The following is a 13580-nucleotide window of genomic DNA, read 5'->3' as shown; positions in this document are numbered from 1 at the left end:
TTCCCGTGCCCAACGAAAGCTCCGCCGAGATCCAGCAGTGGCTGTCCGGTACTGCGCGCCCGCTGACGAGCCTGGTTGCGGGATCCCCGGCCGACGATCTAGCTCCACTGGGCGAGGCGCTGGGCGACGTAAAGGTGCTCGGGCTGGGGGAGGCCACCCATGGCACGCGCGAGTTCTTCCAGCTGAAGCACCGGCTGTTCGAGTACCTGGTCACTGAGCTCGGTTACTCGGTGCTGGCGATGGAGGCGAGCGAATCGGCCGCGCCGGCCGTCGATGCGTATGTGCGGGACGGCGTAGGCGATGCGGCGACTGCAGTTGCAGGGCTCGGTTTCTGGACCTGGCAGACGGAGGAAGTCGTCGCGCTCGTCGAGTGGATGCGGACCTACAACTCCGGTCGGCCGGCTGCTGAGCAGATCGGCTTCGCGGGGATCGACCCGCAACGGTGCTCGGCGTCAGTGGCGGCGGTACGGGACTTTCTGGCCGAGTCGGTGCCTGATCGGCTCGCGGCGTTCGAGGAGGGCTTCGGGTATCTGGCCGAGGCGCAGCCGGGGTCGGTACCGGACAAGGACCAGGTGGTCGTGCGCGAGGCTCAGCAGCTGATTCCGTTCCTTGAGGCCAAGGGCGCTGACGCGGATGTGCTGAGGCATGCGCGGATCCTCGAGCGGGCCGGCGATCTGGTGAGCCGGGCGAAGGAGCACAACGATCCGACGGAGACGTTGTTCGCCGTCCGCGATGCTTATATGGCAGAGGCGATCGGGCGGCTGGCCGACGAGGATCCGACGCGGCGGATCGCGGTGTGGGCGCACAACGGTCATCTCGCGGCGAGCAGGCAGTCTGCCGAGTTGCGGCCGATGGGGCAGCACCTGCGGGAGCGGTTCGGTTCGGAGTACTACGCGTTGGCTTTGCTCTTCGGCTCCGGTGCGTTTCGCGCTCGCCGGCTGCGCCCTGGCCCGTGGCCGGGTCCGATGGATGGCCCGGTCGTTGCCAACAGCATCGATCGCGGTGGTTTCAATGCGCTCGAGGGTCAGCTGGCGGCGGCGACTCCAGGCGATCACTGGCTCAACCTGCGCGGCGCGGAGGATGCACCTGAGCCGGTGAAGCGGTGGCTGGCGGAGCCGCAGATGTTCCGGAGCTTCGGCGCGTACGTGCAGCGCTGGACGTACCGGATGCAGTTCGCTCCGACGCTGCTGACCCGGGAGTACGACGGCTTGATCTACGTCGCCACCTCTACACCTTCTGTCCCGCTGCCCGAGGTAGTACCAGCGCAATGACTGTGTGGGCGGTCGATGGCGAGGATCCAGAGCGTGCGGACGTCAATGCCCTGCTCCGCGACTACTTCGCCGAGCTCACCGTCCGGTACTTCGACCGTCCCACCACCGAGGCCGAGATCGACCTCACCCTCGCCGAGTACCCGACCACCGGCCTCGGCGTCTTCCTGGTACTCCGCGCCGCCGGCGTCGCAGCCGGCCATCTCGGCGTCTATCCGACCGGTGAGCTGACCCGCTTCTACGTCCACCCGAGTCACCGCCGCAGCGGCGGAGGCCGCGCACTTCTCGCTGCTGCGGAGGACTGGGCCCGCTCCCAGAACCTGCCGCGGCTCTTCCTGGACACGCGGGACGACCTCGTCGAGGCGCGCGCCTTCTATGCCTCGGCCGGCTTCAGCGAGATCCCGCCGCCCACAACCTCACCCGGCAAGTTCCAGGACCACTGGTTCGAGAAGACGCTGTAGCCAGGCTCAGGCAACACTGACGAGGGTGCGGCTGGGTGCCAGCAGCGGCAGCAGGGTGAAGAAGTGGGGGAGTGCGTCGGGCAGGCGGAGGCTTCCGGCCTCGTAGCCGGTCCAGCCGAACACCAGCTCGCCGTCCAGGATGTGCTCGGACAGCGGCTGCGCGAAGGCGCTCAGCGTCACCCGATCGGGGCCGGTCTGCGGGTGGTGGTCGCCGCAGCCGCACTCGGCGGCGATCACGATCGACCGCAGCGCGTCGGGGGAGTAGTGCCGCAGTCGCAGCGTCGTACCGCGGGCGGTGAACCGCGCGATCGTTGCATCAGGCAACTGAACGAGCAATTCGACCGGCACCGCGTGCGAGCCGGGCAGTAGCCGCAGACCGCGGGCGGCAAGGAGATCGGACAAAGCGGAAAGGTTCATCGCAGGAATCCTGTGTGGCTGGTGTCGGCGGGCGGGCCTGGGAACAGGGCAGGGCCTCGTGCGCCTCAGACGGCGCGCGTCAGCGACAACAACAGCTACAACACAGCGAGATTCGCATGCGCAAGATCATGGCAGACCCGCGCCCGCCCTGCCAAACACCGCCCGTCATCTGAGACACCTGTCCGCGCCGGGAAGGTCTACCTTGGATCTACGGCAAGGCTGCGGCGACGGGAGAAGGTCAGCTGAATGAAACGGCGACTCGTTGCGGTGGTCTGTGCGGTGCTGATGACGGGATGTTCGACCGGATCGCCCTCGGACGCTCCGTCGCCGTCCGGGTCCGGCGGCTCGAGTAGTTCGACGCTCGCGGCCGGCCAGGATTTCGTGGTCGGTGGCGACCGCCCGGTCACTGTGCATGTCCCGCGGTCGTTCGACCCGGGCCGCCCAGCCCCGTTGCTCATCGTGCTCCACGGCTACGGTTCGTCAGGTCGTGAGCACGAGGCCTATTTCCGGCTCCGCGATGCGGCCGAACGGCGCGGCATGATCACCGCCTATCCCGACGGGACGACGGACAGTACGGGCAGCCAGTACTGGAACGCGACCGACGCCTGCTGTGGCTTCGACCAGAGCGGTGTCGACGATTCCGGGTACCTCCTCGGTGTCGTGGCAGCCATCAAGGCACACGGAGCGGTGGACCCGCAACGGATCTTCCTGATCGGCCATTCCAATGGCGGGTTCATGACCTATCGGATGGCGTGCGACCACGCCGAAGTCGTCGCGGCGATCATCAGCCTGGCGGCGGCGACGTTCGCCCACGACGCCGATTGTCATCCGTCGGAGGAGGTCTCGGTCGTCGAGATCCATGCGACGGCCGACAAGGTCATCGCGTTCAGCGGCGGGAGCATCTCCGGGGCTGCCGCCTATCCGGGCGCCCTAGAGACGGTGAAGACCTGGGCGAGATACGACGGCTGCGGTCCGGCCGGGTCGAAGAGCCCGAAACGCGTCGACGTCGACGCCGACCTCTCGGTGGCAGGTGATCGGTCGGAGGCCACCATCGAGACCTGGTCCGGTTGCGGCCACGGTGCGGTGGTCGAGTTGTGGACGATGCCCGGCGGCGTCCACGCACCCACGATCTCCACCGCGTTTCCGGATGCCGCACTCGACTTTCTGCTCGCCCATCCGAAACCCTGAGCCGATCAGTCGGCCTTCTTGCCGAACATGATCTCGTCCCAGCTCGGCACGCTCGCCCGCTTGGACGCACGCTTGGCCGGCTTCTTCTTCTCTTCCGGCGCAGCTTCAGCGGCCGGCTCGGCAGCCGTCGCCTCAGCAGCCGCGGGCGTCTGCCCAGCAACAGGCTCCGCCGACCGCCGAGGATCAGCAGGCTTAGGAGCAGCCGGCTGCGGTGTAGTCGGCCGCGGGTCAGCCGGCTTCGGTCGTACGTCGGCAGGGCGCGGGTCAGCAGGCCGAGGGGGCTCCTGCCGTGCCTGCTCTACCGCGGGCGGCTCTGGCCTGCGGGTCTCCTGCTGCCGTGGCTCCGGCCTCTGCTGAGGCTGGAGCTGCTCAGGCCGACGAGACTCCGGCGGGGGCATGCGGCGTTCGGTGAAGCGGTTGTCGGGGGCGGCGGCTCGCTCTTCCGGCGGAGAGTGCGGGGGTGCCTCGACCGGCAGTTGGGCGGGGCGCTCGACGGCGCGGACGGCTGGGCGCAGAGTCGGCGGTGGTTCGATCGGTACGTCGATGAGCGTCGGCTCTTCGTCCGGGCTCGGCACCGAGTGCACCCGCCGCGGCCCACGCTCGACGTCCCGAGCGGTCCCGTACTCCGGGTCGCGCCCGAACCCACGACCCGTGTCCCGGTTCGCGTCGCGATCCGCCTGCGCCGCGCGACCGCGAGGCAAGCTGATCGTGTCCTCGAAGCCGGCCTCGTAGCTGTCCGCACCGTGATCAGGCGCGAGACTCAGATCGAAGTCGGCGACCGCGGTGAGCCTGCGCTCCGACGTCGGCTGCGGCGCGATCACCTGCGCCTGCTCACCGACCAGCCAGCGGGCCTCGTCGTCGTCCGGCACGGCGTACCGCCCCGGCGCGTCGTAGGCGAACATGGCGACCTTCTCGTCGCTCTCCTCCGCGAAGTACGAGACCCGAACGGCCCAGCGGCCGTCGTCGCGGCGCCAGGCGTCCCACTCGGCCGAGGCCGGGTCGACGCCACGGATGCGCAGCCGCTCGGTCACCCAGGCGCCGAGGTTGCGGGTCGGGGCGTCGCCGCCACCCCGACGGCGGACGGACGCGCGCTGGGCAAGGCTCGCGACGTGATCGCGCTCGGCGAGGACGGGACCGGCGAACGCCATCACCCGCTCCATCGGCATCTGCGCGACGGCAGCGACCGCCTCGGGACTCTCGCCGGCCCGGATCCTGGCCTGGATGTCTCGTGGGCGGAGCGCGCTCTCCATTTGAATCTCCAGCTGGCCGAGTCGGGCACGGTCGCCGCGCAGGGCCGCACGCAACCGGTCGTCGACCGGGACGGCGAACTCCTCACCCGTCTCTGCCAGCGCCAGGATGAGCTGCTTGCCATCCTGGCTCAGACCGACGAGCCTCGCCTCGCGCATTGCCTATGTTCTCCTGTGCGGTTCTGAACAGTCTCTCCCGATACCTGCGCCTCGACCAAGACCGGCGCGCCGTGCCCGCCGATCAGTGTGGAGGTTGCGTCACAAAACCCCATTCTGCCTGCTCAGGAGGGTCCTTGTCGTCACATCAGTCACACTAGTCACAACGGCGAGTGATCACGACACCGAGGTGACGGAAACCGATCAGTTCACCGGCCGGTCCAGCGGGTACGCCGCGCGCACCGCGAGCGTGCGCAGCAGGTCGTCGTGACGATCTCCGACGGCCCGCCGGATTCCGGCCGGGACGTCCTCGTCGGCGACCAGCCCGGCAGCCAGCCCAGTGACCCGTTCGTCGATCGCATAGACCGGGAACGCCAGCGTCGCGGTCTGGGCCACCACCCAGCCTGACCGCAGCTTCTCGGTGCCCGCGATCTCCGCGAAGTACCGGTCGACGTACGGCGCCGTGAGCTCGGTCTGGGAGTTGTGCCAGAACCCCTCGCACGCGGCGTACAGCTCGTAGTTGGCGATCTCCGCGTCGGTGCTGATCTGCGCCCAGGCCCGTTCCTTCGCCTCGGCCGTCGGCAGGGCGGCGCGGCACCGGGTCGCGTGCACGATTCCTTCCGACGACGCATCGCGCGCCAGTTCGGCGTCGATCCCGGCGTCGTCGACAGCTCCGAGCCTGGCCAGCTGCAGGGTGATCACCCAGCGCAGGTCGGCGTCGACGGCCAGCCCCTCCGGTACGCCGGTGCCCGCGAGCCACCCAGTGAGCAGCTCGACGTCGTCGGTGACCGCGACCACGCGACGCGCGACGGCGAGTTGCAGGCTGCTCCCGGACGGTACGGACTGAAGGCGCTCGGTCAGTACCGCCGCCAGCCGCGCGCGGTACGGCTCGACCGGGAGGTACCGGCCGAGCATCGCGTTCGCCCAGTTGGCCATCGTGCTGAACGCGATGTCGTTGGTCTCGGCCGGCAGCGCGGCGAGCACGACGTCGAAGCCGAGCCGCGGGTCGAGCTCGGCGTCGGCGGTCGAGTCGCGGAGGCTGTTCAGGATGACCGCGCGGGTCACGCCGTCCTCGATCTTCGGCATCACCGCCGACAGCTTGCCAAGGCTCTGCGCGTCGAACCGGATCTTCGCCCAAGTGTCGTCGGCCGCGTCGGGCACGACGACCGCGATCGCCGGGTCCAGCTCGACCTCGACCTCGTCGGCGTCGAGCAGGACCGGTACGGAGATGCCGCGGCCGTTCTCGTCGTACCCGCCGATGGTCAGCTGATGCGGCCGGTCAGCGGGGTGCGCGGCCGGCGCCTTGCGGTGCAGCTTGATGCCGGTGGCCGTGCGCTCGGCGGTGATCGTGTCCATGCCCGGCGTCCGGAGCCAGTTCTGCGCCCACGCCTCCAGGCCGACCGCGCCGGCCTCGGTCCACTTCGCGACCAGGTCGGCGAAGGTCGCGTTGCCGAACTCGTTCGCGTTGATGTGCGCCTTGACGCCGTTCAGGAAGACCTCGTCGCCGAGGTAGGCGTTGAGCTGCTTCAGCACCGCCGCGCCCTTGGCGTACGAGATGCCGTCGAAGTCGTCGAGCGAGGCGAGCGCGTCCTTGACCGCGTCGGCGGCGACCGGGTGGGTCGACGCCCGCTGGTCGGCCTGCTGGCCCCACCACTTGCGGATGAACGCGAAGTCGATCCAGTTGTCCGTGTACCGCGTCGCGGCGGTCGACACCCGGTGGGCCATGTACTCCGCGAACGACTCGTTCAGCCACAGGTCGTTCCACCACTGCATCGTCACCGTGTCGCCGAACCACTGGTGCGCCATCTCGTGGACGACGGTCCGGGCCCGGTTGCTGCGCTCGCCCTCGGTCACCACGGACCGGAACACCATCTGGTCGCGAAACGTCACGCACCCAGGGTTCTCCATCGCGCCGGCGTTGAACTCGGGCACGAACGCCTGGTGGTACTCGCCGAACGGGTAGCGGTACCCGAACAGCCGGTGGAACTCGTCGAAGGCCTGACCGGTCACCTCGAACAGGTCCTCGGCCTCCCGGTCGAGCGCCTCGGCCAGCGACTGCCGGGAGACCAGCCCGAGTGGGATGCCGTCGTGCTCACCGAGGATCTGGTGGTACGGACCGGCGACCAGCGTCACGAAGTACGTCGACAGCGGCTTGGTCTCCGCCAGCTCCCACCGGCCCGGCGACACCTGGGTCGCGGCGCCGTTGCCGAGCACGATCCACTCCGGCGGCGCGGTCACCTTCAGCCGGTACGGCGCCTTGAGGTCCGGCTGGTCGAAACAGGCGAAGAACCGCGGAGCGGCGTCCAGGAACGACATCGCGTAGAGGTAGGTCAGCCCGTCGGCCGCGTCGACGCTGCGGTGCAGGCCCTCGCCGTCGTTGGAGTACAGCATCCGCGCCACCACGACGAGCTCGTTCTCCGCGCGCAGCCCGGTCAGCGCCAGCCGGCCGTCGGCCAGGCCGGCCACGTCGACGGGCGTCCCGTTCAGCGTGACCGCGAGCAGCTCGTCGGGTTTGACGTCGACCCAGCTCGACTGCTCGGCGGCCGAGAAGACGATCCTGGTGATCGATCCGAACGTCCGCTCGCCCTGGGTGAGGTCGAGGTCGACGTCGTACGAATGAACGGAGAGCGCGGCGGCCCGGGTACGGGCGCCGGCGACGGTGAGACTCGGCATGCCGTGCACTCTATGCGGTCATCCCAGCGTCCGGCAGTGGCCTCGATACAGTTCACTCATGACCGAGATGGAGTATCGCCAGCTGGGTGACTCAGGCCTCACCGTGAGCGTGGTCGGCCTGGGCTGCAACAACTTCGGCGGCCGGATCGACGCCGACCAGGCCGGCGCTGTGGTCGGGGCCGCGCTGGACGCGGGGATCACCCTGTTCGACACCGCCGACGTGTACCGCGGCGAGCAGGGGTCGAGCGAGGAGATCCTCGGCAAGGCACTCGGCGCGCGTCGCGACGATGTCGTCATCGCCACCAAGTTCGGCGGCGACATGAAGGGCGAGAACGGGCCGGACTGGGGTGTGCGCGGTTCCCGCCGCTACATCCGCAAGGCGGTCGAGGCGAGCCTGCGCCGGCTGGGCACGGACTGGATCGACCTCTACCAGCTGCACGTGCCGGACGAGGTCACCCCGATCGAGGAGACGCTGGCGGCGCTCTCCGAGCTGGTTGCCGAGGGCAAGGTTCGGTACCTGGGCAGCTCGCAGTTCGCCGGCTGGCAGGTGGTCGACGCGGACTGGGCCGCCCGGACGAACAGTTCGCAGCACTTCATCAGCGCGCAGAACCGGTACAACCTGCTCGAGCGCGAGGTCGAGGACGAGCTGATCCCGGCCTGCGAGCACCTCGGCATCGGCGTGCTGCCGTTCTTCCCGCTCGCCTCGGGCCTGCTGACGGGCAAGTACAAGCGCGGTCAGGAAGCTCCGGAAGGCACCCGCTTGGCGAAGATGCCCGAGCGGCTGGCGCGCGCCGACTTCGACAAGATCGAGGCGCTCGAGACGTTCGCTGCCGAGCGCGACCTCACGCTGCTGGACGTCGCCATCGGTGGGCTCGCGGCGCAGCCGACCGTGTCCTCGGTGATCGCCGGAGCCACCAAGCCCGAGCAGATCGAGCAGAACGTCGCGGCCGGCCTGTGGGAGCCGACCTTCGAGGACCTGGCGACCCTGGACGAGCTGACCTGATGCTCATCCTGCTTCCTCCGTCCGAGGGCAAGTCCGGCCGCTCGCGCGGCAACGCGGTCGACCTGCCCTCGCTGTCGTTCCCTGAGCTCAACGGCGTCCGCGAGACCGTGCTGGAGTCGCTGGCCAAGGTGAGTTCGACGCCGGACGCGTACGGCGTACTGAATGTCGGGGCCTCGTTGACCAACGAGGTCGAGCGGAACACCCGGTGGCGTTCCGAGCCGTCGGTGCCGGTGTCCGAGCTGTACTCGGGGGTCCTGTACGACGCTCTGGGCTACTCGACGTTGTCGCCGGGCACCAAGCGGCGGGCCAACACCCGGTTGCTGGTGATGTCGGCGGCGTGGGGTGCGCTGCGGATGGCCGACCGCGTACCGGCGTACCGGCTGTCGATGGGTACGACGCTGCCGGGGCTCGGGCCGCTCGCGACGGTGTGGCGTGATCCGCTGGCCGCGACGCTCGAGGCGGTCGCGGGCAACTCGGTGATCGTCGACTGCCGTTCGTCGACGTACGCCGCCGCGTGGAGGCCGGTCGGTGAGCAGGCGGCCAAGTGGGTGTCGGTCTCCGTCGTGCGGGAGCGCGGGGGAGTCCGCTCGGTCGTCTCGCACAACGCGAAGCACACTCGCGGCCTGGTCGCTCGTCATCTGCTGGAGTCGGGCAAGGACCCCGGTACGCCGAAGGCCCTGCACAAGCTGATCTCCGACCGATGGAACGCCGAGCTCGACCGGACCGGTCCCGCGTGGACACTGACCGTGGTGGAGCACGACTAACCGTCATCAGGCATTAACCGGTAAGTAGTTTTCCCTTACGTACCGGCGGGGAAGGTTGAGGCAGCGCAGTTCGTCAGGGGGGCCGAAGAAGTCACCGCCCAACCTCGGAGGCCTGAAGATGCGTCGTCTACTCGCATGCTCGATCAGCGTTGTCGCTGCGACGACAGCCTGGATCGTCGGTACCCAACCAGCACTCGCCTATCCACCGACCCCGCCCGCGGCCAGTACGGCGCAGACCCAGCTCAACTCGCTGACCGTGAAGGCGGAAGGCAGCACGACCGGCTACAGCCGGGACAAGTTCCCCCACTGGCACACCGTCTCGGGGACCTGCGACACCCGGGAGATGGTGCTCAAGCGGGACGGCACCGGCGTCACCGTCGACAGCAGCTGCCAACCGACGGCCGGCAAGTGGTACAGCGTGTACGACGCCACGTACGTCACCACCTCCTCGGGGGTGGACATCGACCACATCGTGCCGCTGGCCGAGGCCTGGAAGTCCGGCGCGAGCACCTGGACCACTGCCAGACGCGAGGAGTTCGCCAACAACCTGACGATCGCGCAGCTGATCGCGGTCTCGGCGTCGAGCAACCGCTCGAAGGGTGACAGCGACCCGGCGTCGTGGCAGCCGACCAACGCCTCGGTGCACTGCATCTACGCGCGTGAGTGGATCTGGGTGAAGTACACCTACGGCTTGTCGCTGCAGTCGGCCGAGAAGACCGCCCTGCAGCAGATGCTCAGCGCCTGCTAAAGCTCAGGCACCTTCCAGTAGCCGGCGTCGCTGGGCATGGACGCCGGCCTGGAAGCGTGTCCGGGAGCCGAGCGTCTCCATCAGGTCTGCTACCCGGCGGCCGACCGTGCGGCTGCTCAGCGAGAGGTGCCGCGCGATCGCGTCGTCCTTGAACCCGGCTGCGAGCAGCGTCATCAGCCGCGCGTCGAGCGGATCCAATTTGGCCGGCACCACCGGTACCGCCTGCTCCCACAACAGCGAGAACATCTCGATCAACGCGTCGAGCAGGGCGCAGGGATGGACGACGAGCGCGCTGTCGACGAGCTGGCCGACGGACAACGACAGCAGCGCGGCCGTGTTGTCGAACACGGCCAGCTTCATCGGTACCTGCGGATGCACCCGCGACGTCTCACCGGCGTCGGCCGCGCTGTACGCCTCGTCGACCCCGCCCGGTACGTCGAGGGAGTCGGGGGAGTAGATCCCGCGGACCTTGACCCCCTCGCGGAGCAGTCCGCGCACCCGGCTGTCCGACTTCTCGGTCTCCGCCGCGTAGGGCGGCCGGTCCAGTACCAGGAGCCGTTCCTGCGTCTCGTTCAGCAGCTGGGCGAACCGGTCGGCGATCGCCTGCTGCCCGACGATCACCTCGACCAGGTTCTCCGACTCGTCCGATGGATCAACCTCGACGGTTTCGGGCACACGACCTCCTGACGATTGCGCAAGGGCGGCGCCCATCCTCACTCAGCCCGGACATCAGCGCGAGCGTTTTGCTCCGATCGTCACATTCCACCGTTTTCGGCTACTCCTGGTCAACCATTGACGAGCACACCGTGACGGTTCGGCAGGCGTATACCGCCGTCCGATGGGACGATGATCCGATATCCAAAGACCTGGGAGGCAGGATGAGCGAGAGCGCGAGTGCATCCACCGCGACCGAGGACCGCCCCGAGCTGAAGCGGGTGATGGGGCCCGGACTGCTGCTGCTGTTCGTGGTCGGCGACATCCTCGGCACCGGCGTCTACGCGCTGACCGGCAAGGTGGCCGGCGAGGTCGGCGGCGCCGTCTGGCTGCCGTTCCTGTGCGCGTTCATCGTCGCGATGCTGACCGCGACGAGCTACCTCGAGCTCGTCACGAAGTACCCGAAGGCCGGCGGCGCCGCGGTCTACACGCACAAGGCGTTCGGCATCCACTTCCTCACCTTCCTGCTCACCTTCGCGGTGATGTGCTCAGGGCTGACCTCGGCCTCGAGCGCCTCCAAGGCGTTCTCGGAGAACTTCTTCAAGGCCGTCAAGATCGACTCCTCGCACGGCTCGATCCTGATGATCACCGCGCTGTCGTTCATGGCGCTGATCGCGCTGGTCAACCTGCGCGGTGTCGGCGAGAGCGTCAAAGCGAACGTCGTACTGACGCTCGTGGAGCTGTCCGGTCTGCTGATCGTGATCGGGATCGGCGCGTGGGCGCTGGCCAGCGGTGACGGCGACACCTCGCGGCTGACGGACTTCAACACGCCGTCCGGCGAGTCGCCGTTCAGCGCGGTCACCGCGGCGACGGCGCTGGCGTTCTTCGCGATGGTCGGCTTCGAGGACTCGGTGAACATGGCCGAGGAGACCAAGGACCCGGTCAAGATCTTCCCCAAGATCATGCTGATCGGGCTCAGCATCACCGGCGTGATCTATGTGCTGGTCGCGATCTCCGCGGTGGCGCTGGTCTCTCCGGACGAGCTGAACAAGGGCGCCACGCCGTTGCTGAAGGTGATCCAGGCCGGCGCTCCGGGCTTCCCGCTGCAGATCTTCGCCTGGATCACGATGTTCGCGGTGGCTAACTCGGCGCTGATCAACATGCTGATGGCCAGCCGGCTGCTCTACGGCATGTCCCACGAGAAGGTCCTGCCCGGCCCGCTCGGCCGGGTCCTGCACAAGCGCCGGACGCCGTGGGTGGCGATCCTGTTCACCACCCTCCTCGCGTTCTTCCTGATCGGGTACGCCGACCTGACCGCGCTCGGCGGTACGACCGCGCTCCTGCTGCTGTGCGTGTTCGCCGTCGTCAACGTCGCCGTTCTGGTCCTGCGGCGCGACCGGGTCGAGCACAAGCACTTCCACGCGCCGACAGCGCTGCCGGTGCTCGGTTTCATCCTGTGCATCTACCTGGCCAGCCCGCTGTCCGGCCGGGCCAAGGCCGACTACAAGATCGCCGGCTACCTGATGATCGTCGGCATCGGACTGTGGGCGATCACCTGGCTGCTGAACAAGTACGTGTTCAAGCGCAAGTCCGACTTCGACCCGAGCCACCTCGACCCGAGCGGGCCCGTCAACTAGATCGGGGTCCTTCGTCCGGTGGGCACCACCCTGGTGTTCACCGGACGGGGGTGCTCGACCGGGTGGAGCGGCAGCAGCGCGGCGAGTGCGACGGTGCCGAGCCCGGCCAGGCCCAGCGCGACCGCGAGCCAGCCGAGCGTCTGGTAGCCGGCGCCCGCGTCGATCGCCACACCACCGATCCACGGGCCGATCGTGATGCCGACGTTGAACGACGAGAAGTTGACCGCGGTCGCCAGCGTCGGCGCGTCACCGGAAAGGCTGAACACCCGAGCGTTCAGGGCCGGGTTCACCGCGAACCCGAAGCCGCCGAGCAGGAAGATCGCCGCGATCGCGATCGCCGGGGTCCCTGCCCAGACCGCGAGCACGGTCGACATCACGCACAGTCCGCTGATCCCGACCGCGAGCGTGCGGAAGGGCAGCGCATCGGAGTACCGGCCGCCGATCGTGATGCCGATCAGCGAGCCCACGCCGTACAGGGCGAGCACGGCCGGTACGGCGCTGGGATGCAGGCCGGCCGTGTCGGTGAGCAGGGGAGCGAGGTAGCTGAAGACCACCAGGATCGCGGCGGTGACCAGCGCGGTGGTGGCGTAGGACAGCCACAGGCGCGGATTCACCATCGCGCGTAGCTCGGTCGAGATCTGTGGGGTGCGGCTGGGGTCGGGCCGGCCGAGCGGGATGGTGGCCAGGATGCCCGCCATCGCGCAGACCGACATGATCGCGACGGTCCAGAACGCGGCCCGCCAGCCGAAGTGCTGACCGATGATGGTGCCCGCCGGCAGGCCGACGATGGTGGCGATCGTGAGGCCGCCGGTGACGACGCTCATCGCCCGGGCGCGCGACGTCACCGGGACGAGCCCGACCGCTGTCACCGCGGCGACGGCCCAGAAACCGGCGTACACGAAAGCGCCGATCACCCGGGTGATGAGCAGGAACTCGTAGTTCGGGGTGAGGGCGCCAGCGACGTGGCTCAGCGCGAACACGGCGAGGAAGACCAGCAACGCCGTACGCCTGGACCAGCGCAAGGTGACCACCGCGAGGACCGGTGCGCCGATCAGCATGCCGACCGCGAACGCCGAGATCAGCAGGCCCGCATCCGGGATGGACACGCCGAGGTCGGTCGCCATCTCCGGCAACAGGCCGGCCAGCATCAACTCGGACGTGCCCTGGGCGAAGATGGCCAGGCCCAGGATGTAGACAGCGATCGGCATCGCGGGATGTTCCCTCCGGATTCTGGGTCGTGCAGGGCGGCTCAGAACGGTCCCCGGCCACCGTTGGTGACGGCGCGTATCGGGACCGTGCCAACCAGTGTGACCGAGGGAGTCCGATCACGCAGCGCCACGCCCAGACCCCGGACAGTTGTTGCA

Annotated in this window: 12 protein-coding genes; 7 read left to right on the top strand and 5 right to left on the bottom strand. The window is 68.8% G+C overall.

Annotation, left to right across the window (positions count from 1 at the left end; genetic code table 11):
• Window positions 1-5: 5 nt before the first annotated feature.
• The gene (locus OHA70_RS31350; protein WP_328323688.1) at window positions 6-1271 is read left to right on the top strand and encodes an erythromycin esterase family protein; all 1266 of its coding nucleotides are present in this window, start codon (window positions 6-8) and stop codon (window positions 1269-1271) included.
• Complete coding sequence (locus OHA70_RS31345; protein ID WP_328323686.1) at window positions 1268-1729, top strand: GNAT family N-acetyltransferase; 462 nt, start codon at window positions 1268-1270, stop codon at window positions 1727-1729. Before OHA70_RS31350 ends, OHA70_RS31345 begins: the two co-directional genes overlap by 4 nt.
• A 6-nt stretch (window positions 1730-1735) precedes the next feature.
• Here OHA70_RS31345 and OHA70_RS31340 read toward each other — a convergent pair whose 3' ends face one another.
• Window positions 1736-2146, bottom strand: coding sequence for a hypothetical protein (locus tag OHA70_RS31340; RefSeq protein WP_328323684.1), 411 nt, complete (start codon window positions 2144-2146; stop codon window positions 1736-1738).
• Window positions 2147-2392: 246 nt separating this feature from the next.
• Here OHA70_RS31340 and OHA70_RS31335 point away from each other — a divergent pair, with 246 nt between their 5' ends.
• Window positions 2393-3334: an alpha/beta hydrolase family esterase gene (locus OHA70_RS31335; RefSeq protein WP_328323682.1), complete on the top strand. Its 942-nt coding sequence runs from the start codon at window positions 2393-2395 to the stop codon at window positions 3332-3334.
• A gap of 5 nt (window positions 3335-3339) precedes the next feature.
• On the opposite strand, the gene sepH is transcribed toward OHA70_RS31335, so the two are convergent.
• Both sepH and pepN read right to left on the bottom strand, forming a co-directional pair.
• The gene (gene sepH, locus OHA70_RS31330; protein WP_328323679.1) at window positions 3340-4740 is read right to left on the bottom strand and encodes a septation protein SepH; all 1401 of its coding nucleotides are present in this window, start codon (window positions 4738-4740) and stop codon (window positions 3340-3342) included.
• A gap of 201 nt (window positions 4741-4941) precedes the next feature.
• Window positions 4942-7410, bottom strand: coding sequence for an aminopeptidase N (pepN, locus tag OHA70_RS31325; protein WP_328323677.1), 2469 nt, complete (start codon window positions 7408-7410; stop codon window positions 4942-4944).
• A 58-nt stretch (window positions 7411-7468) separates the two neighbouring features.
• Between pepN and OHA70_RS31320 the strand changes: the two genes are divergently transcribed.
• The 3 genes from OHA70_RS31320 to OHA70_RS31310 all read left to right on the top strand — a co-directional run bounded on the left by OHA70_RS31320 (window position 7469) and on the right by OHA70_RS31310 (window position 9925).
• A complete protein-coding gene (locus OHA70_RS31320; RefSeq protein WP_328323675.1) occupies window positions 7469-8413 on the top strand; it encodes an aldo/keto reductase in 945 nt (314 codons plus the stop codon).
• Window positions 8413-9177 carry a YaaA family protein gene (locus OHA70_RS31315; RefSeq protein ID WP_328323673.1) on the top strand — a complete coding sequence of 255 codons (765 nt, stop codon included), beginning with the start codon at window positions 8413-8415 and terminating at the stop codon, window positions 9175-9177. Before OHA70_RS31320 ends, OHA70_RS31315 begins: the two co-directional genes overlap by 1 nt.
• 118 nt (window positions 9178-9295) lie before the next feature.
• A complete protein-coding gene (locus OHA70_RS31310; RefSeq protein ID WP_328323671.1) occupies window positions 9296-9925 on the top strand; it encodes an HNH endonuclease family protein in 630 nt (209 codons plus the stop codon).
• Between the two features lie 3 nt (window positions 9926-9928).
• On the opposite strand, the gene OHA70_RS31305 is transcribed toward OHA70_RS31310, so the two are convergent.
• Window positions 9929-10600, bottom strand: coding sequence for a hypothetical protein (locus OHA70_RS31305; protein ID WP_328323669.1), 672 nt, complete (start codon window positions 10598-10600; stop codon window positions 9929-9931).
• A 203-nt stretch (window positions 10601-10803) separates the two neighbouring features.
• Between OHA70_RS31305 and OHA70_RS31300 the strand changes: the two genes are divergently transcribed.
• Window positions 10804-12216 carry an APC family permease gene (locus tag OHA70_RS31300; RefSeq protein WP_328323667.1) on the top strand — a complete coding sequence of 471 codons (1413 nt, stop codon included), beginning with the start codon at window positions 10804-10806 and terminating at the stop codon, window positions 12214-12216.
• Here the strand turns inward: OHA70_RS31300 and OHA70_RS31295 are convergent.
• Window positions 12213-13424, bottom strand: a complete 1212-nt coding sequence (locus tag OHA70_RS31295; protein ID WP_328323665.1) for a Cmx/CmrA family chloramphenicol efflux MFS transporter — start codon at window positions 13422-13424, stop codon at window positions 12213-12215. The two genes, OHA70_RS31300 and OHA70_RS31295, sit on opposite strands and share 4 nt — an antisense overlap.
• Window positions 13425-13580: the final 156 nt, after the last annotated feature.

The sequence above is a fragment of the Kribbella sp. NBC_00382 genome, from assembly GCF_036067295.1.
In the GTDB taxonomy this organism is placed as follows: Bacteria; Actinomycetota; Actinomycetes; order Propionibacteriales; family Kribbellaceae; genus Kribbella.
This window is presented reverse-complemented; position numbering and strand designations above follow the sequence as displayed.